17 protein-coding genes are annotated in these 17,701 nt (G+C 64.7%); 13 read left to right on the top strand and 4 right to left on the bottom strand.

Features of this window, described 5'->3' with window-relative positions; translation table 11 throughout:
• The first annotated feature begins 10 nt into the window (after positions 1-10).
• Positions 11-1,417, top strand: a complete 1,407-nt coding sequence (gene lpdA, locus ACWGS9_RS10090) for a dihydrolipoyl dehydrogenase (protein WP_454505104.1) — start codon at positions 11-13, stop codon at positions 1,415-1,417.
• 710 nt (positions 1,418-2,127) lie between these two features.
• Here lpdA and ACWGS9_RS10085 read toward each other — a convergent pair.
• Both ACWGS9_RS10085 and ACWGS9_RS10080 read right to left on the bottom strand, forming a co-directional pair.
• Positions 2,128-3,192, bottom strand: coding sequence for a TraB/GumN family protein (locus ACWGS9_RS10085; protein ID WP_454505103.1), 1,065 nt, complete (start codon positions 3,190-3,192; stop codon positions 2,128-2,130).
• Between the two features lie 209 nt (positions 3,193-3,401).
• On the bottom strand, positions 3,402-4,340 hold the full coding sequence (locus ACWGS9_RS10080; RefSeq protein WP_454505102.1) for a tyrosine recombinase XerC: 939 nt from the start codon (positions 4,338-4,340) through the stop codon (positions 3,402-3,404).
• Between the two features lie 113 nt (positions 4,341-4,453).
• Between ACWGS9_RS10080 and rimM the strand changes: the two genes are divergently transcribed.
• Positions 4,454-5,050, top strand: coding sequence for a ribosome maturation factor RimM (gene rimM / locus ACWGS9_RS10075; protein ID WP_454505101.1), 597 nt, complete (start codon positions 4,454-4,456; stop codon positions 5,048-5,050).
• Positions 5,047-5,742, top strand: a complete 696-nt coding sequence (gene trmD / locus ACWGS9_RS10070) for a tRNA (guanosine(37)-N1)-methyltransferase TrmD (protein WP_454505100.1) — start codon at positions 5,047-5,049, stop codon at positions 5,740-5,742. The genes rimM and trmD overlap by 4 nt, the downstream gene beginning before the upstream one ends.
• Positions 5,743-5,839: 97 nt before the next feature.
• Here the strand turns inward: trmD and ACWGS9_RS10065 are convergent, their stop codons facing one another.
• Positions 5,840-6,592: a sulfite exporter TauE/SafE family protein gene (locus tag ACWGS9_RS10065; RefSeq protein WP_454505099.1), complete on the bottom strand. Its 753-nt coding sequence runs from the start codon at positions 6,590-6,592 to the stop codon at positions 5,840-5,842.
• 361 nt (positions 6,593-6,953) lie between these two features.
• Between ACWGS9_RS10065 and rplS the strand changes: the two genes are divergently transcribed.
• The 9 genes from rplS (at position 6,954) to ACWGS9_RS10020 (ending at position 16,347) form a co-directional block, all read left to right on the top strand.
• The gene (gene rplS, locus ACWGS9_RS10060) at positions 6,954-7,472 is read left to right on the top strand and encodes a 50S ribosomal protein L19 (RefSeq protein WP_454505098.1); all 519 of its coding nucleotides are present in this window, start codon (positions 6,954-6,956) and stop codon (positions 7,470-7,472) included.
• Between the two features lie 432 nt (positions 7,473-7,904).
• On the top strand, positions 7,905-8,345 hold the full coding sequence (locus ACWGS9_RS10055; protein WP_454505097.1) for an organic hydroperoxide resistance protein: 441 nt from the start codon (positions 7,905-7,907) through the stop codon (positions 8,343-8,345).
• Complete coding sequence (locus tag ACWGS9_RS10050) at positions 8,342-8,842, top strand: MarR family winged helix-turn-helix transcriptional regulator (RefSeq protein WP_454505096.1); 501 nt, start codon at positions 8,342-8,344, stop codon at positions 8,840-8,842. Before ACWGS9_RS10055 ends, ACWGS9_RS10050 begins: the two co-directional genes overlap by 4 nt.
• A gap of 171 nt (positions 8,843-9,013) precedes the next feature.
• Entirely contained in the window at positions 9,014-9,811 is a 798-nt protein-coding gene (locus tag ACWGS9_RS10045) for a transporter substrate-binding domain-containing protein (protein ID WP_454505095.1), read from the top strand.
• Positions 9,812-10,077: 266 nt separating this feature from the next.
• Positions 10,078-10,887 (top strand): amino acid ABC transporter permease, encoded by an 810-nt coding sequence (locus tag ACWGS9_RS10040; RefSeq protein ID WP_454505094.1) that lies wholly within the window; start codon positions 10,078-10,080, stop codon positions 10,885-10,887.
• 121 nt (positions 10,888-11,008) lie between these two features.
• Entirely contained in the window at positions 11,009-11,644 is a 636-nt protein-coding gene (locus tag ACWGS9_RS10035; protein ID WP_454505093.1) for a class I SAM-dependent DNA methyltransferase, read from the top strand.
• A 398-nt stretch (positions 11,645-12,042) separates the two neighbouring features.
• Positions 12,043-13,452 (top strand): 3-isopropylmalate dehydratase large subunit, encoded by a 1,410-nt coding sequence (leuC, locus tag ACWGS9_RS10030; protein WP_454505092.1) that lies wholly within the window; start codon positions 12,043-12,045, stop codon positions 13,450-13,452.
• A 360-nt stretch (positions 13,453-13,812) separates the two neighbouring features.
• Positions 13,813-15,009, top strand: a complete 1,197-nt coding sequence (locus ACWGS9_RS10025; protein WP_454505091.1) for a GGDEF domain-containing protein — start codon at positions 13,813-13,815, stop codon at positions 15,007-15,009.
• A gap of 135 nt (positions 15,010-15,144) precedes the next feature.
• Positions 15,145-16,347, top strand: coding sequence for a GGDEF domain-containing protein (locus ACWGS9_RS10020; RefSeq protein ID WP_454505090.1), 1,203 nt, complete (start codon positions 15,145-15,147; stop codon positions 16,345-16,347).
• Here ACWGS9_RS10020 and ACWGS9_RS10015 read toward each other — a convergent pair.
• Complete coding sequence (locus tag ACWGS9_RS10015; RefSeq protein WP_454505089.1) at positions 16,331-16,687, bottom strand: hypothetical protein; 357 nt, start codon at positions 16,685-16,687, stop codon at positions 16,331-16,333. The two genes, ACWGS9_RS10020 and ACWGS9_RS10015, sit on opposite strands and share 17 nt — an antisense overlap.
• 322 nt (positions 16,688-17,009) lie before the next feature.
• Between ACWGS9_RS10015 and ACWGS9_RS10010 the strand changes: the two genes are divergently transcribed.
• Positions 17,010-17,504, top strand: coding sequence for a hypothetical protein (locus ACWGS9_RS10010; protein ID WP_454505088.1), 495 nt, complete (start codon positions 17,010-17,012; stop codon positions 17,502-17,504).
• Positions 17,505-17,701: the final 197 nt, after the last annotated feature.

Here is a 17,701-nt window from a genome sequence, read left to right as displayed (position 1 = left end):
GGACACCATCATGGCATATGACGTCGTAATCATCGGATCGGGACCGGGCGGCTATGTCTGCGCCATCAAGGCGGCGCAGCTCGGCCTGAAGACGGCGGTGGTCGAGAAGAACGCCACCTTCGGGGGCACCTGCCTCAACATCGGCTGCATTCCCTCGAAGGCGCTGCTCCACGCTTCCGAGATGTTCGCCGAGGCCGGCCATGCCTTCGATACGCTCGGCGTCGAGGTCGACGCGCCGAAGCTCAATCTGAAGAAGATGATGGCTCACAAGGACGCGACGGTCGCCTCCAACGTCAACGGCGTCGCCTTCCTGTTCAAGAAGAACAAGATCGATTCCTTCCGCGGCACCGGCAAGGTGACCGGCGCCGGCAAGGTCTCGGTCACCGGCGAGGACGGCAAAGTCGAGGAGATCGAGACGAAGAACATCGTCATCGCCACCGGCTCCGATGTCGCTGGAATTCCGGGCGTCAAGGTCGATTTCGACGAGAAGGTGATCGTCTCCTCCACCGGCGCGCTGTCGCTGGCCAAGGTGCCCGCCAACCTCGTGGTGGTCGGCGGCGGCGTCATTGGGCTGGAGCTCGGCTCGGTGTGGGCCAGGCTCGGCGCCAAGGTCACGGTCGTCGAGTTCCTCGACAATATCCTCGGCGGCATGGACGGCGAGGTTTCGAAACAGTTCCAGCGGCTGTTGTCCAAGCAGGGTTTCGAGTTCAAGCTCGGCGCCAAGGTCACCGGCGTCGCCAAGGCCAAGAAGGGCGCCAGCGTCACCTTCGAGCCGGTCAAGGGCGGTGCCGCCGAAACCATCGAGGCGGATGTGGTGCTGGTCGCCACGGGCCGGCGTCCCTATGCCGACAGTCTCGGTTTGAAAGAGGCGGGCGTCGAGGTCGACGAGCGCGGCCGGGTCAAGACCGACGGCCATCTCAGGACCAATATGCCCGGCATCTACGCCATCGGCGATGTGATCGCCGGGCCGATGCTGGCGCACAAGGCCGAGGACGAGGGCGTGGCGGTGGCCGAGACGATCGCCGGCCAGGCCGGCCATGTGAACTATGACGTCATCCCGAGCGTCGTCTACACCAGCCCGGAGATCGCCTCGGTCGGCAAGACCGAGGAGGAACTGAAGAAAGCCGGCATCGACTACAAGGTCGGAAAATTCCCGTTCAGCGCCAATGGCCGCGCGCGAGCCATGCTGCACACCGACGGTTTCGTGAAGATCCTGGCCGACAAGGCCAGCGACCGCGTGCTCGGCGTCCATATCGTCGGCTTCGGCGCCGGCGAGATGATCCACGAGGCGGCGGTGCTGATGGAGTTCGGCGGCTCCTCGGAAGACCTCGCCCGCACCTGCCATGCGCATCCGACGATGTCGGAGGCGGTGAAGGAAGCGGCGCTGGCGACGTTCTTCAAGCCGATTCATATTTAGTCGGCAAGAGCCGTACCCCGCGATTTCGTCATCCTAGGGCGGAGCAAGGAGCGAAGCGACGCGCGCAGGCCCTCGGATCCATGCCGTGACGCTAAGGCGTTGCAACGGTTACAGAATTCTGCGCTGTTGCACATTATGGCAACGGTCACGGCATGGATCCTCGCCCGAGGATGACGAAGGCGTGGTTGCCCCAAACAAAACGGCCCGCCTTTCGGCGGGCCGTTCATCGTTGGATTGGGCCTGATTACTGAGCCGGCGCAGGTGCCGGTGCCGGTGCCGGAGCTGGCGCAGGGGCGGGCGCGGGAGCCGGGGCCGGTGCGGGAGCCGGCGTGGGCGCAGGCGCAGGAGCCGGGGCAGGCGCCGGTTCGGCAGGCTTCATGGCAGGCGCTGGGGCCGGCGTGCTCGCGGCCGGTGGCTCAGCCGGAGCCGGGGCATGCACGCCGCCGCTTCTGCCAAAGACATAATACGCAACAATGGCCAGGATAATGACAACTAGGGCGATCAGCCATCCGCTGCCGCCACCACCCGACTTGGGAGGCGTGCTCGAAGGGGTGAAGGGGTCGTTAGGGTTCGCCATGAAACGTGTCCTCCTTGGATGAAAGCATCAAAATAACAGCCATCAACGCATGGATCCCGCAATGGGTTTCACGCGGACGGACGGAAAGCGCTGAAAAAACCGGCGTTTTCAGGTCCGCCAACCGCCAGACGACTCAGTTGACGGCGGTAACACTATACCCTGCCTTGCGAAAATCCTCGACCAGTCCTTCCGGACCGGGCAGATGCATGGCGCCAACGGCCATGAAGACGTTGCCTTTGGCCAATATCGGCCCGGCATGCGCCGCCATCACCTTGTTGCGGCTGGTGATCATGGTCTGCTCGAAGGCGGCATAGCCGGCCTTGTCGTCGGCCGAGTCCGGCAACACGGCCCGGAACAGCGGCCAGAACATGCCGACCTCGCCTCGCTGGTAGAGCACGATCATCGTCTCGTTGACGTCGTTCACCTTGTCGCCGAGCTTCATCGTCTCGACCAGGCTCTTCATGTGGAATTCGAGCGGCAGCGAGGCCATGGCGCGCAACTGGTCGACGGCGGTTTCGAGCCCTTCGACGTCTTTTCCCGAGGCCTTCGCGTCCGACGCGAGCTTGACGTCCAGCACCGGTTCGCCGGCGGTCTGGCGCGCCACCTCGCAGGCCGGCAACGCCATCATCGCCGACAGGATCCACGGCTTCATCTTGGCGACCGTCGCCGGCGGAATGCCGCGGGCGTCGAGCCCCTTGTCCAGCGCCGCAGCATCCTCAGGTGACAATAACGACGACAGCGTGGTGTTGTCGGTGAACATCATCAGCCCGGGTTCGCTGGCCATCGCGCCCATCATCTTGGCCTTGTCGAGCGCATCGGTGGTTTCGATGATGATGGTGCTGGCGCCGTCATAGGCCTTTTGCGCAGCAGCCGGCAGCGTGGTGACGCGCGTATCGGTCATGTGCATGGTGCCGAACAGGTAGGATGGTTTTTCGCCCGGCTTCTCCAGCTTCCACAGCAGGCCCTTGCCGTTGGGAACGGCAGCCGCCTCGGTCTCGACCTTCTTGAAGGCGGCGGGATCGTTCTTTTCCAGCGCGGTCAAAAGATCGGTGCCGGCGCAACTGGGCGCTTCGGCATGCGCCCGGACGGCGAGTAGCAGAACGACGATGAAAGACAGGAAAAACAGCAGGTTGAGCGCCGCAAGCAGCTTCAACGAGACAAGGGCCGCGCGGTCGGCGATGGCGATGACGCGTTTCATGAGGAAGCGTCATAGCGATGAAAAGCGGCAAAACGGTTAACTGGGAGAGTGAAATTGTTTGCGGTCCGGTGAGCTTTGACGTTCGCTTGAGTTGTTGGGGAATGCTTTGACGATTGGCCGCAATGCCCATCGCGTCGTCATTCCAGGGTCTCCGCTTCGCTACGCCCTGGAATGACGACGTCCGAAGGCCTCGCACAACGCCAAAGGCGTCACGCCCTGGGATGCGCCTTCTCATAGATGTCGAGCAGCCTTGCCGTGTCGACGCCGGTATAGATCTGGGTGGTCGACAGGCTGGCGTGGCCGAGCAGTTCCTGGATGGTGCGCAGGTCGCCGCCACGGCCGAGCAGATGAGTGGCGAAGGAATGGCGCAGGGCATGCGGCGTCGCGGTGTCCGGCAGGTTCAGCGCCGAGCGCAGCTTCGCCATCTCGCGCTGGACGATGGCCGGGTTGAGCGGGCCGCCACGGGCGCCGCGGAACAGCAGGCCCTTGGGATCGATATGGAAAGGACAGAGCCGGCGGTATTCGGCGACCGCGCGCAACGCGACAGGCAGCACCGGCACCAGCCGCGTCTTGCCGCCCTTGCCGGTGACGCGCAGCACGGTGTCGGCTTCGGAGGCGAAATCGGCGCCGGTCAGGCCGAGCGCTTCCGAAATGCGCAGGCCGGAGCCATAGAGCAGCGTCAGCACGGCGGCGTTGCGGGCGGCGATCCAGGGCTCGTCGGCGAGCTGGCCTTCCACGGCGACGACCTGCTTGGCGTCGCTTGCCGTCAGCGGCTTGGGCAGCGATTTCGGCTGGCGCGGCGCGCGCAGTGCCGCCGCACCCGCCGCGTTGGCGAGACCTCGCCTTTCGAGAAAGCGCAGCAGCGAGCGGATGCCGGCAAGGCCGCGCCCCAGCGTGCGGGCGCCTGCGCCGGTGTTGCGGCGCGCGGCGAGGAAGCCGCGCAGGTCGGCGGGGCGCAGGTCGGCGATGTCCGAAATGCCCGGCGGGCCGCCGCGGTGTCCGGTCAGGAAATGCAGGAATTGGCGCGTGTCGCGCTCATAGGCCTCGACCGTTTCCGGCGACAGCCGGCGCTCGCGCGCCAGCATCTTCAGCCAGGTCTCACGCGCCGCCTGAAGGTCGGGTTTTGCCGGGATGAGGAATTCCTGCATGGGCGTTTTCCGGTTTCCGGCAGTTTCAGGCATGCGGGTTAGGAAGCGGTGAAGAGGCCGTCATTGAAATGGCGGCTTCAGGGGGTTAGAGCAGAGCAAAGGAAGTGGCGCCGATGTCGAAGCTCGAAAACCCCGTACAGATGGGTGTCATCGGTGCCGCGCACGGCATCAAGGGCGAGTTGCGGGTGAAAACCTTTACCGGCGATCCGATGGCGCTGGCCGATTACGGCCTGCTTCATACCAAGGACGGCCGCACCTTCCAGATCATGGATATCAGGCCGGCGGGTACCGTCGTCGTCGTGCGCTTCAAGGGCATCGGCGACCGCAATGCCGCCGAGGCGTTGGCCGGCACCGAGCTGTTCGTCGACCGTTCGGTGCTGCCGGACGACGGCGAGGAGGACGAGTTCTATCACGCCGATCTCATCGGCCTCGATGTCAGGGACGATACGGGTGTCATCGGCAAGGTCGTCGCCGTGCATAATTTCGGCGGCGGCGACATCCTCGACGTCACGCTTGCCGGCCGCAAGGGCGTGCTGATCCCGTTCACGCAGGCCGCGGTGCCGCATGTCTCGATCGCCGACGGGTTCGTCGAGATCAATCCGCTTGCGGCGGGACTGGTCGATGACGAGGAAAGCGAGGCGCCAAGCCGGTCCGGTTTCGATCCGAAAGGCAGGCCGCGCGGACCGAAGGATGCCGGGGGCAACCGTTGAGCTTTGCCGCCTCGGTGCTGACGCTCTATCCGGAGATGTTCCCGGGCGCGCTTGGCCTGTCGCTGGCCGGCCGCGCGCTGGAGGCCGGCACGTGGTCGCTGCAGGCGATCCAGATCCGCGATTTCGCCTCCGACAAACACCGCACGGTCGACGACACGCCGGCCGGCGGCGGCGCCGGCATGGTAATGCGCGCCGATGTGCTGGCCAAGGCCATCGACCACGCCTCGCCGCCGGGCGATCCGCGCCCGCGCCTGCTGATGAGCCCGCGCGGCAAACCGTTGACGCAGACGCGCGTTCGCGAGCTGGCCGATGGTCCGGGCGCCGTGATCCTGTGCGGACGCTTCGAAGGCGTCGACCAGCGGCTGATCGAGGCGCGCGGGCTGGAGGAAGTCTCGGTCGGCGATTTCATCCTGTCGGGCGGCGAGCCCGCCGCGCTCGTGCTGCTCGATGCCGTGGTGCGGTTGTTGCCCGGCGTCATGGGCAACGTCGTCTCGGGCGAGGAGGAAAGTTTCGAGAATGGCCTGCTCGAGCATCCGCATTACACGCGGCCGCAGGAATTCGAGGGCAGGCCGATCCCCGAGGTGCTGATTTCCGGCAATCACAAGAAGATCGCGGAATGGCGGCGCGCCGAGGCCGAGAAGCTGACCCGGGAACGGCGGCCGGACTTGCTGGCGTCCGATCCGCCCCGGTAGCCCGGGGCGATCGTCCTTTTTGTCTGACCATGATCTTTTTCCGAAAACCGGTTCCCGCTTTTCGCTTACGCGGTCCTGCGGTTCGGGATCATGGTTCTCAGCCCTTGGTGAAATAATAAAACGCCAGAAGCAGGCCGACGGCGACGACGAAGCCGCGCACGACGCCTTGCGGCACGCGCTTGGCGATCCAGACACCGGCATAGCCGCCGAGCGCGCCGCCCGGAATCATGACGATCGCCTGCGGCCAAGCGACGACGCCCCCCGAGGTGAAGACCAGGATGGCGATGGCAGCGATGACCACGGCCAGCATGTTCTTCAACGCATTGAGCCGGTGGTAGTCACCGGCCTGCGTCAGGCCGAGCGTCGCCAGCATCATCACGCCCATGCCGGCGCCGAAGAAGCCGCCATAAACGGAGGTCGCGAACTGGGCGAGCGATCCGGCGAATGAGCCGAGCGAGGCCTTATGCTCCGGTCCGGCCGCAGGCTTCAGCCACGGTCCGGCAGCGAACAGCGCGGTCGCGGCGATGAGCAGCCAGGGGACCAGGGCGCGGAACGACGGATTGGACAGCGCAAGCAGGATCAGCGATCCCGCCAGCGCGCCGCAGGCGGAGATCACGCAGAGCAGCAGCGCCTGGCGCCAGAAATGCCTTAAGTCGTCGAGATAGGCGAGCGTCGAGGTGATGTAGCCGGGAAACTGCGTCACCGAGGAGGTGGCGTTGGCGACGATCGGCGGCACGCCGACCAAAGTCATGGCGCCGAAGGTAACGAAAGTGCCGCCGCCGGCGACGGCATTGACCGCGCCGGAGACAAAACCCGCGAGAAACAGCAAGGCGGCATCGAACATGGTCATTGAGAAGACGTCTGGCAAATACACATTTCCCCGCTTAGAAAGCTTGCGAGGCGCGCGCAACCCGGCACGGCGGCAATATCATGGTGCCATCAGGTTCAAAAAATACGCGTCAAAGTCCTTGTTTTGATGCATGCCGCGGTCCCAGAACCGCGCACACTTCTGAGCGACATGCATTAGGGGCGTGACAAAGCGCTGAAATAGCTGTATGTGCCCGCCCGAACCGGAAGAACGATCTTCTGGACCCGTCAACAAGTGCGGTGTAGTCGTCCCTGCCCGATGGGCATAGCCGAGCGGCCAATGGAACTGCAAGGCGAGCGCAGGACGCTCTGACTGTCGGAAGAACAAGAAGTGGATATTTGAGATGGATCTCATCCGTCAGCTCGAGGCCGAACAGGCCGCCAAGATCGAAGCCAAGCGCAAGCTGCCTGAATTCCAGCCGGGCGACACCGTGCGCGTCCAGGTGCGCGTCACGGAAGGCACCCGCACCCGCGTCCAGGCCTATGAGGGCGTCGTCATCGCCCGCTCCGGCTCCGGTTTCCAGGAGAATTTCACCGTTCGCAAGATTTCCTACGGCGAAGGCGTCGAGCGCGTTTTCCCGGTCTACTCGCCGATGGTCGAGGGCGTCGAGATCGTGCGCCGCGGCAAGGTGCGCCGCGCCAAGCTCTATTACCTGCGCGACCGTCGCGGCAAGTCGGCCCGCATTTCGGAAAACACCGGCGTCCGCGCCCGCAAGCTTAACGACGAAGAGCGCGATGCGCTGAACGCCGAACGCGCCCGCATCGAGGCCGAGAAGGTTGCCGCCGCGCAGGCGCTGGCCGCCGAGACGGCCGCCAAGGAAGCCGCGGAGAAGAAAGCCGCCGAGGCCGCTTCCGCCGAATAAGAGACTTCGACAGCACTGTTTGGAAGAGGCGGCTTCGGCCGCCTTTTCGTTTTGGCAAGTCTGCCCGACCCTCGCCATCCTCGGCCAGTTCTCGGGCAGTTTTGTAGTGCTGCGTTCCTTCACACCCCCTCTGTCCTGCCGGACATCTCCCCCGCAAGGGGGGAGATTGGCAGCTTGGGCGACGCGCCCTCCTTTCAACGTCGACAATTGGCGAAAGCCGCGGTGACGTCCGATCTCCCCCCTTGCGGGGGAGATGGCCGGCAGGCCAGAGGGGGGTGCTGTCCCGCCAGCGTTTCGAATGTCTACGCTGCAGCAAAGCTTTGATCCTCGGGTCTGCGCTCCGCTTCGCGTCGCTCCGCCCGTGGATGACGACATCGGGGTTGACAGGCAATTACCTTGTACACTAAATAATAGTGTACAAATCAAATGGAGATGAAGATGACGGCACTTTACAGCACCCAGGCTCACGTTACCGGCGGTCGCGCCGGTCACGGCGAGACCAGCGACGGCCTGCTCAAGGTCGATCTGGCGATGCCGAAGGAGCTCGGCGGCAAGGGTGGCGCCACCAATCCCGAGCAGCTTTTCGCCGTCGGCTACGCGGCCTGCTTCGAAAGCGCGGTGCGCTTCATCGCGCGCCAGCAGAAGCTGCCGCTGCAGGATGCTTCGGTGACGTCCACGGTCAGCCTCTATCCGAACGGCCAGGGCGGCTTCAAACTCGGCGTCGCGCTGGCGGCTGAGATCAAGGGCCTTGATCAGGCGGGCGCAGAGGCGCTTGTATCGGAAGCGCACAAGATCTGCCCCTATTCCAACGCCATCCGGGGCAATATCGATGTGGCGCTCTCGGCAAGGGCGCATCCGGCAAAGGCAGCATGACGACGACAACCGAAATTCGAGCCATGGACGTCCCGGCGGATACCGCCGGGACGATTGACGTGCCGCGCCTCGACCAGCAGCTTTGCTTTGCGCTCTATTCGGCAAGCGGGCTGATGACCAAGCTCTACCGGCCATTGCTCGATCCGCTTGGCCTCACCTATCCGCAATATCTGACGATGCTGGCGCTGTGGCAGCATTCGCCGAGCACAATCGGCGAGCTCGGCGCCGCACTGGGTCTCGATTCGGCGACGCTGACGCCGCTGATCAAGCGGATGGAAGCGGGCGGCCTCGTGACTCGGCGCCGCGATGCGGCAGACGAGCGGCGGGTGCTGGTCGAGCCGACCGCCAAGGGCCAGGCGCTGCGGGCGAAGATGAAGGACGTGCAGGAAGGGCTGAGCTGCGGCGTGCCGCTGGGGCGGGCCGAGCTCAAAGCCCTGCATGGCACGCTTACCCGCCTGGTCGCCGGATTGCGCGAGGCCACGGCCGATCAGGACTGATCGCCGCGACGGCCGTCCTCGAAACCGTCGCTGAAGAGCATTGGATTTGCGTATTGGCGCGCCAAGGCGGTGCCGACCGGCTTGCAAGGCGCTTGCGGCAAGCTAAAGTCGGCCCCGGATTTTCCTGGCCGCGAGAATTGCAGCGCGGCCCTGCACCTTCGGAGATTTGTCATGACCAAGTCGAAACTGCTGCTGGCCGCCATGGTGGCCTGCTTTCTCGCCCCCGTCGCCGCGCTTGCCGACAACCTGCCCGATCTCGGAGGCAAGAAGGTGGTGGTGGTGACGGAGAACGCCTATCCGCCACTGCAGTTCATCGACAAGAAGACCGGCAAGCAGATCGGCTGGGAATATGACGCAATGGACGAGATCGCCAAGCGGCTGAACTTCAAGGTCGAGTACCAGAACACCTCCTGGGACGCGATGATCCAGGCGGTTTCCGACAACCAGTACAACATCGGCATGACCGGCATCACCATCAAGGACGACCGCAAGGAGAAGGTCGATTTTTCCGATCCCTACATGCGCTCGGAGCAGTTCATGCTGGTGCGCGGCGATGAAAGCCGCTTCACCGACGCCAAGAGCTTCGGCGCCTTCAAGGACGGGCTGATCGGCGCCCAGCCCGGCACCACGCCGTTCTACACCGCCGTCAACAGCGTGCTCGACGGCAACGAGCAGAACCCGCGCATAAAACTGTTCGAGACCTTTGGCGCGACCGTGCAGGCGCTGAAGTCGGGCGATGTCGATGTCGTCTTGACCGACGGCACCGCCGGCCAGGGCTATGTCGATGCTTCCGAAGGCAAGTTGAAGCTGATCGGCGGGCCGCTCGGCACCGAGGACTTCGGCTTCATCTTCCCGAAGGGCTCGGACCTGGTCAAGCCGGTCAACGCCGCGATCGCCTCGCTCAAGGTCGACGGCACCTTGGACAAGCTCAACAAGAAGTGGTTTCTTGATTACAAGATGGGGCAGTAGGCGCTTTTGTTGCCAATGATGCGCGACAGTGGCGGGCCGAAGTTTCCAAAGGCCTCATTCCTTCACACCCCCCTCTGTCCTGCCGGACATCTCCCCCGCAAGGGGGGAGATCGGCAACTTCACCGCTGGCGCATTTCCTCCAACGTTGGAGATTGGCGAAAGCCAACGCGACATCTGATCTCCCCCCTTGCGGGGGAGATGCCCGGTAGGGCAGAGGGGGGTGTGCCGGAACGCGGCCTTCGCAACTACGCTGCCGGCGCCGCCTGATGTCCGCAGCCTTCACCGCCAAATCCGAATTCCCCTGGTGGCTGGCCGCCGCGACCGTGCTTGCTTTGGCCGCCGCCCTCGCCATTGCTTCCAGCGACCTCTACGCCGAGGTCTTCGCCACCGTCGCCAAGGGCATCGGCATCACCATCTTCGTCACCGCGGTCGCTTTCGCGCTGGCCTCGGCGTTCGGGCTCGGCATTGCGCTGATGGCGCTGTCGGGATCGCGGTGGCTGCGCCAGATCGCGCGCTTCTATGTCGAGATCATCCGCGGCGTGCCGATCCTGGTGCTGTTGTTCTGGATCGCCTTTGCCGGCGCGCCGGCCTTCGTCGCCGCCTGGAACGCCCTTACCGCACCGCTGCAGAGCGCCGGCCTCATGGGCGAACTCCTGGTGCGCGACGTCTCGCTGCTCTGGCGCGCCATCATGGCGCTCACCATCGGCTATTCGGCCTTCATCTCGGAAGTGTTCCGCGCCGGCATCCAGTCGGTCGAGAAGGGCCAGATCGAAGCGGCCAAGGCGCTTGGTCTGACACGGGTGCAGCGCTTCCGGCTGATCGTGTTTCCGCAGGCGATCCGCACCATCCTGCCGCCGCTCGGCAACGACTTCGTCGCCATGGTCAAGGATTCCTCGCTGGTCTCGGTGCTCGGCGTCGCCGACATCACGCAGATCGGCAAGGTCTATGCCGCGGGCTCGTTCCGCTTCTTCGAGACCTATTCGATCGTCGCCTATATCTATCTCATCCTGACCGTCGGCCTGTCGCTGGCGCTGCGGGCGCTGGAGCAGCGGCTGCGCCGGCAACATCAGGAATAGCCCGGCGCCAAAGTCCGCGCGATCTCTTTGTTTTTGACGCAATTCCGGACGGAAAACCGGTTCCCACTTTTCCTGGAATTGCTCTACCTTGGGTCACATGCGCCCGCGGAGGAGACGTCCCATGAATTTCGACAAGGCCAATGCGGCGCTGGACTCCGTCTACACGGCCGATACGCCGGAAGCCTTGGCCAGTGCCTATGCCGAATGGGCGGCGACCTATGACGGCGAAACCGCCTCGCTCGGCTACCTCCTGCCTTTCCTGATCACCGCCTGGGTGGCGCGGCACGTGCCGGCGGGCGAAGGCCCGCTGCTCGACGCCGGCTGCGGCACCGGCCTTTCGGGACCATCGCTCAAGGCGCTGGGCTATGGCGACATCGCCGGGCTCGATCTTTCCGACGACATGCTGAAGCTTGCCGGCAGCCGCAATGCCTATGGCGAGTTGAAGAAGGCGATGCTCGGCGGGCCGCTGCCCTGGCCCGACCGGCATTTCCGCGCTTTCTTCTCGACCGGCGTCTTCACCATCGGCCACGCGCCGGCTTCGGGGCTGCATGAGCTGGTGCGCGTCACCAAGAGCGGCGGCCACGCCATCTTCACCGTGCGCGACCAGGTTTTCGAGAGCGGCGGGTTCCAGGTGGTGTTCGACGAAATCACGCAGGCAGGGAAATGGCGGCTGGCCGAGGAGAGTCCGTGGTTCCGCTGCTATGCGATCGGCGACCCGGAAGCGCTGGTGAAGACGTTTGTTTTTGAGGTGGTTTGAGCGCGGCTCTCCCTTCTCCCCTTGTGCGAGAAGGTGGATCGGCGCGATAGCGCCGAGACGGATGAGGGGTGTTCCAGCGGAGTCAGACGACGGCGTTCCCTGGAGCACCCCTCATCCGTCGCCTTCGGCGACACCTTCCCCCACACGGGGAGAAGGCAAAGCTGCCGCAATTGCCGAAAAGCCAAAACATTGCTATTTACGCCGCCATGGAAAAGCTTTTCAGCGATCCGGCCTACAAGGGTTTTGTGCTGCAGGACAGAAAGCGCCTGCCGTCGCGATTTGCCGCGCGCGTCTGCGGCGCGCCTACCAGCCGACTTAGCTGAGCCGACGGATCGCAGTCGTTGCGCCGGACTGCCGGCGCTCCTTCTTCCTATTCTCATATCGACGGATTTACGCACATGAGCGCACCGCGCACCCTCTACGACAAGATCTTCGACGATCACACGGTCGACCGCCAGGACGACGGCACCTGCCTGCTCTATATCGACCGCCACCTCGTGCACGAAGTCACCAGCCCGCAGGCCTTCGAAGGCCTGCGGATGAGCAACCGCAAGGTCCGGCATCCGGAAAAGACGCTGGCCGTCGTCGACCACAACGTGTCGACCTCGCCCGAGCGCAAGTTCGGCATCAAGAACGAGGAAAGCCGCATCCAGGTCGAGGCGCTGGCCAGGAACGCCAAGGATTTCGGTATCGAATATTATTCCGAGAACGATATCCGCCAGGGCATCGTCCACATCATCGGTCCGGAGCAAGGCTTCACGCTGCCGGGCATGACGATCGTCTGCGGCGACAGCCATACCTCCACGCACGGTGCTTTTGGCGCATTGGCGCATGGCATCGGCACGTCGGAGGTCGAGCATGTGCTCGCCACCCAGACGCTGATCCAGCGCAAGGCCAAGAACATGCTGGTGCGCGTCGACGGCCGGTTGCCGGAAGGCGTCACCGCCAAGGACATCATCCTCGCCATCATCGGCGAGATCGGCACGGCCGGCGGCACCGGCTATGTCATCGAATATGCCGGCGAAGCCATCCGATCGCTGTCGATGGAAGGCCGCATGACGATCTGCAACATGTCGATCGAGGGCGGAGCCCGTGCCGGCCTGATCGCGCCGGACGAGACGACCTTCGCCTATGTCAAGGACAAGCCGCGCGCGCCCAAGGGCGCCGCCTGGGATGCAGCACTTGCCTATTGGAAGACGCTGCAGTCCGACGAGGGCGCGCATTTCGACAAGGTGATCGTGCTCGACGCGGCGAAACTGCCGCCGATCGTCTCCTGGGGTTCCTCGCCCGAGGACGTCGTCTCGGTGCAGGGCATCGTGCCCAATCCCGAAGAGATCGCGGACGAGAACAAGCGCACGTCGAAGATCCGCGCGCTCGATTATATGGGGCTGACGCCGGGAACCAAGATCACCGACATCGCGCTCGACCGGGTGTTCATCGGCTCCTGCACCAATGGCCGCATCGAGGATCTGCGCGCCGCCGCCAAGGTCGTCGAAGGCAGAAAAGTCAATCCGCGTGTCAACGCCATGATCGTTCCGGGCTCCGGCCTGGTCAAGGAACAGGCCGAGGCCGAGGGACTGGACAAGATCTTCCTCGCCGCCGGCTTCGACTGGCGCGAGCCCGGCTGCTCGATGTGCCTGGCCATGAACGACGACCGGCTGAAGCCGCATGAACGCTGCGCCTCGACCTCGAACCGCAATTTCGAGGGTAGGCAAGGCTTCAAGGGCCGCACCCATCTGGTGTCGCCGGCCATGGCGGCGGCGGCGGCAATCGCCGGCCACTTCGTCGACATCCGCGACTGGAAATAACGGCGCGGTTTGGAAAGCAGCAGGCCCGGAAATCCGCGCAAGCCCCAATCTCGTCATCCCAGGGCGAAGCAGGAGCGTAAGCTCCGTCGCGGAGACCCTGGGATCCATGCCGTTACCTTGATCGAAGGGTGCAGCGGAGCAGAATTCTGCACCGCAGAAGCGCTTATGCCTCACGGCATGGATCCTCGGGTCTGCGCCGCGTCGCTTCGCTCCTTGCTTCGCCCGTGGATGACGACGGGATGGGCGTTTCGGCCAATCTCCGACGCATGCGACCTGCCAACGCAGGCCGCCGCTTAACCGCTTGTTTGGGCTTACGTCTTAGTATCTCCTCCTGGGTAAGTTGGGGAAAGTCGCAGTCCTTTGGACACCGGTCTGCTCATAGCGCTGCTCAATCCGACAATAGCGCTGGCGCTTGGCGCTGCGTTCCTCGTGCTGTGGTCCTATCAGCGCCATCGTCCGTATCTGGCGGCGCTGGCCGCGAGCTACTGCCTGTCGGCGCCGGGCTTCCTGCTGCAATATTTCACGCTTCCGGTCGGCGTCGTGCTGACCAAGCTGATCTCCAACATATGCTTCACGATTGCTGCCTGCTGCCTTTCCGGCGCGATCGTGGCACGCTACGGTCGGCGCGTGCCCTATATCGGCATCGGCATCATGACCGGTGGCGGGCTCGCCGCCTTCGCATGGTTCATGTTCGTCCAGCCGGATCTCACCTGGCGCGTGCTCGGCATGAATTTCGGTTTCGGCGGCTTGAGCCTGCTCGTCGCTGCCGAGCTCAGGCCGGTTCGCAACAATGGACCGACCGAAAAGATCCTGTTCGCGCTGTCGCTGCTTTCCGCGCTGAACTTCACCGCCCGCACGCTGGTCGTCGTCGTCGCGCATGGACCGTTCCCGAGCTATGCCGGCTTCTACGGCTCGTCTTACTGGACGACGGCGCTGCTTTCGCATGCGCTTTTGTCGCTGCTGATCGCGCTTTGCCTGTTCACCGCCGCCGCGCTCGATGTGATGAGGGCGCTGAAGGCGGAGACCCACACCGATCCGCTGTCGGGCATCCTCAACCGTCGTGGCTTCGAGGAGCGGTCGACCCTGCTGCTCGATCAGTGCGGCAAGGCCGGATTTCCCGTCGCCCTGGTGCTGGCCGACCTCGATCACTTCAAGGCGCTGAACGACCAATACGGGCACGAGACCGGCGACCGGGTGATTGCCGACTTCGCCGCCAAGCTGCGCTCCGCCACCGGTGCGCGCGGGGCCGCCGGCCGCATCGGCGGCGAAGAGTTCGCCGTGCTTTTGCCGCTCAGCGACCTTGCTTCGGCAAGGCTCTTTGCCGAAGCGATCCGCGCCTTCTATTCGGCCGGCGCGATCGACGGCCTGCCGCCCGGCACCCGGGTCACGGCAAGCTTCGGCGTTGCCGCCCGCACCGGCAAGGAAGGGCTGATGCCTTTGATGCGGCGCGCCGACGAGGCGCTCTACAAGGCCAAGAAGAACGGCCGCGACAGCGTCCGTCTGTCCTACGAGCGGCCCGAAACGACTTTCGTTGCCGACCCGCTCGCCGTCGGCTGAGGCAAGGCCACGGCGAAGTCGCCGAGCCCGACCGCTGCACGCTATTTCCGGGTTGCTTCAAGCAACTCATGCGCGCATTAACGTGTTCTTCGCCCGTCGATGGTTTTCTGTCCGGAACGTCCGACGAAGGAAGATATGGGCAGCGCCGACTTCATCCTGATGATCAACCTGCTCGTCGCCGGGCTCCTGGCAGGGGCGTTCATGGCGATTGCCGTCTATGATGCCGGGCGCGTGTCGGCGCGCTGGCTTGCCTTCAGCTACCTGCTCGGCATGGCCTATTTCGCCATCGAATTCAGCATCCCCGCCTTCGCGGACGCGCGGCTGCCGGTCGTTGCCGCCTTTGCCGTGTTCCTCGGCGCGACCATCGCCTTCAATGGCGGGCTGGCCCATAAATATGGCGTGCGGCCGCCCTGGGCGCCGATGCTGTGCTTCCTGGTCGTCGCCACGGTCGCCGTCTATCTGGCGCAGGATCTGCCGCGCCACTCGCTCACGCGAATGATGGCCTACCAGCTTCCCTACGCCGCCATGCAGTTCGCCGCGCTCGGCATCGTGCTCTCCTCCCGGCAAAGGCTTGGGCGGTTCGACCACCTGCTTGCGCTGGTGCTCGGCGCCAGCGCCGTGCAGTTTGCATCCAAGCCGCTCATCGCGGGAGCGCTGGGTGGCTGGGGCGCCAACCCGCAAGCCTATGTTCAGACGGCTTACGCGCTGGTGTCGCAATCGCTCGGCACCGTGTTCGGGCTGGCGCTGGCGCTGCTTGCTTTAGCCGTCCTGGTGCGCGACGTGCTGGCCGAGGCGACCTCGAAGTCGGAAACCGACGCATTGTCGCGGCTCTTCAACCGCGGCGGCTTCGAGCGTCACGCGGACCTTGCCATGCGGGATGCCGTTCGGCGTGGCGTGCCGGTGGCGCTGGTGATCGCCGATCTCGACTATTTCAAGAGCATCAATGACAGCTATGGCCATGCCTGCGGCGATCGCGTGATCGAGACGTTCGCCGGTTTCCTGCGCGAAGCCGCCGCCAAGCACCACGTCGCCGGCCGTATCGGCGGCGAGGAGTTCGCCATCATCCTGCCAGGCACCAATCTTGCCGCCGCGCGGCTTTTCGCGGAGGGCGCGCGCAACGCGTTTGGAGCCTTGCCGATCGAGGGCGTGCCCGCCGACCATCGCTGCAGCGCAAGCTTCGGCGTGGCGGAACTGGCCGCGGACGAAGGTTTTGCCGATCTTTTGCGGCGCGCCGACGCCGCGCTCTACGAAGCCAAGAATGCCGGCCGCGACTGCGTCCGGGTATCAGGCTCGGCGCGCCGCCGCCAGGCGCCGACGGTTTTCAACGGCAAGGGCTGAGATTGGGCATCTCGCCGTCGGAAAGCCCGTACATATAGGAGCGGCCTTTCACCAGCACCGGCGCCTGGTAGCAGCCGGGCGCGCCAGGCTCGTCCGCACCGTCATAGACGACATCCGGCTGGCCGGCGCCGGTGTATTCGGAAAGCTTCCTGGCAAGCTTGCCTTCGCCGACGATGATGCGCTTGTAGCCGGCGGCGCTGTCGATGACGAGATTGCCGAAGGAATCGGCATAGACGCGGTCGTGATGCCGCAGCCCCGCTTCGGCCGGCGAGGCGATCGCCACGACAAGCGCCGCCAGCGATGCGGCCGCAAGAACTATCCGCACTGAATTCAAACGCATGTCGCTCTCCCTTGATGGACGCGACAGGTCGCGCCCGGTATCCGGTCCGAATCAGAAATTAACTCTTTCTTAACCTTTGTTAAGTGGCTGGAGGCCTTCGACGCCGGTTCTTAAGGAACATGGTTAATTTCCGGGACCGGTTTCCCAGGGGGGAGCGGGCGCGGAGCGGGGGTGACTCTGGGTGAACTTGATCTTGGGGCGCCGCGTGGCTAGAGCGTTTGACGCAATTCCGGACGGAGGGCTACGGCGAATGCGCCGAGCCCAGCCGTTTCACACTTTCCCTGGAATTGCTGTAGCGTGCCGCGCACGAAAGGGGCAGCGCATGAGCTTTGGCCACACGGTTCGGGTGTCGATAACGATCCCGCTGCTTCTCGCGGCCGCGGCCTGCGTGCCGCAGGATAACGCGCCGAAAGCGGCCAATGCCGCGCCGCCGCCGGTCTTGTCCGCGCCAACCCAGCAGTCCGCCGCAGCTGGGGCGGCGCCGATACCGGCAACACCCCCGGTATCTGCAACGGCCAAAATGCCGGCAACGCCTGCGCCACCCACAACCAAGACCATCACCGACCTTACCGTGCCGCGATCCGGTATCGGCACGGCCACCTACAGATGCGGCAATGGCGGCATGATCACCATCCAGAATCTCGGCGCGTCGCTGCGTGTGGTCCGGCCGGATGGTACGGCCGAGGAATTTGCGGCCTCGCCCGCCAACCAGAGCAGCCGCTACCAGGAAGCTGCGACGCATGACGCAATCGTGATCGACGGGCGCGAGGCGTTGGTGATGAAGCGGGGATCGACGCCGCAGACCTGCAAGCGCTGAGGGTACGCTGCCATTCAGGTCACGCCGGCCTGCAAACGCCAGCCACTCGTGAGTGCTTCCGCCCTTCGCCGGCCGAAGCACTCATGAGTGGCTGGCAGTTAAATCGAGACTACGGCCGGCGTAGGCCGGTTCTCGGAAGCCACCGTTCTCGGCCCTGCCTGACCTGAATCTCAAGCACACCCCGGCACTTGCCCGTA

The sequence above is a fragment of the Mesorhizobium sp. Arg314 genome (assembly GCF_053714275.1).
Note: the sequence above shows the minus strand (reverse complement) of the source record. Positions and strands in the feature narration are given on the sequence as shown.

Coding starts and splice junctions, on each gene's coding strand:
- lpdA (WP_454505104.1), top strand. CDS start 11: ATGGCATATGACGTCGTAATCATCGGATCGGGACCGGGCGGCTATGTC.
- ACWGS9_RS10020 (WP_454505090.1), top strand. CDS start 15,145: ATGGGCAGCGCCGACTTCATCCTGATGATCAACCTGCTCGTCGCCGGG.
- ACWGS9_RS10010 (WP_454505088.1), top strand. CDS start 17,010: ATGAGCTTTGGCCACACGGTTCGGGTGTCGATAACGATCCCGCTGCTT.
- rimM (WP_454505101.1), top strand. CDS start 4,454: ATGTCGAAGCTCGAAAACCCCGTACAGATGGGTGTCATCGGTGCCGCG.
- ACWGS9_RS10015 (WP_454505089.1), bottom strand. CDS start 16,687: ATGCGTTTGAATTCAGTGCGGATAGTTCTTGCGGCCGCATCGCTGGCG.
- ACWGS9_RS10080 (WP_454505102.1), bottom strand. CDS start 4,340: ATGCAGGAATTCCTCATCCCGGCAAAACCCGACCTTCAGGCGGCGCGT.
- leuC (WP_454505092.1), top strand. CDS start 12,043: ATGAGCGCACCGCGCACCCTCTACGACAAGATCTTCGACGATCACACG.
- ACWGS9_RS10055 (WP_454505097.1), top strand. CDS start 7,905: ATGAAGATGACGGCACTTTACAGCACCCAGGCTCACGTTACCGGCGGT.
- ACWGS9_RS10085 (WP_454505103.1), bottom strand. CDS start 3,192: ATGAAACGCGTCATCGCCATCGCCGACCGCGCGGCCCTTGTCTCGTTG.
- rplS (WP_454505098.1), top strand. CDS start 6,954: ATGGATCTCATCCGTCAGCTCGAGGCCGAACAGGCCGCCAAGATCGAA.
- ACWGS9_RS10040 (WP_454505094.1), top strand. CDS start 10,078: ATGTCCGCAGCCTTCACCGCCAAATCCGAATTCCCCTGGTGGCTGGCC.
- ACWGS9_RS10065 (WP_454505099.1), bottom strand. CDS start 6,592: ATGACCATGTTCGATGCCGCCTTGCTGTTTCTCGCGGGTTTTGTCTCC.
- ACWGS9_RS10050 (WP_454505096.1), top strand. CDS start 8,342: ATGACGACGACAACCGAAATTCGAGCCATGGACGTCCCGGCGGATACC.
- ACWGS9_RS10045 (WP_454505095.1), top strand. CDS start 9,014: ATGACCAAGTCGAAACTGCTGCTGGCCGCCATGGTGGCCTGCTTTCTC.
- ACWGS9_RS10035 (WP_454505093.1), top strand. CDS start 11,009: ATGAATTTCGACAAGGCCAATGCGGCGCTGGACTCCGTCTACACGGCC.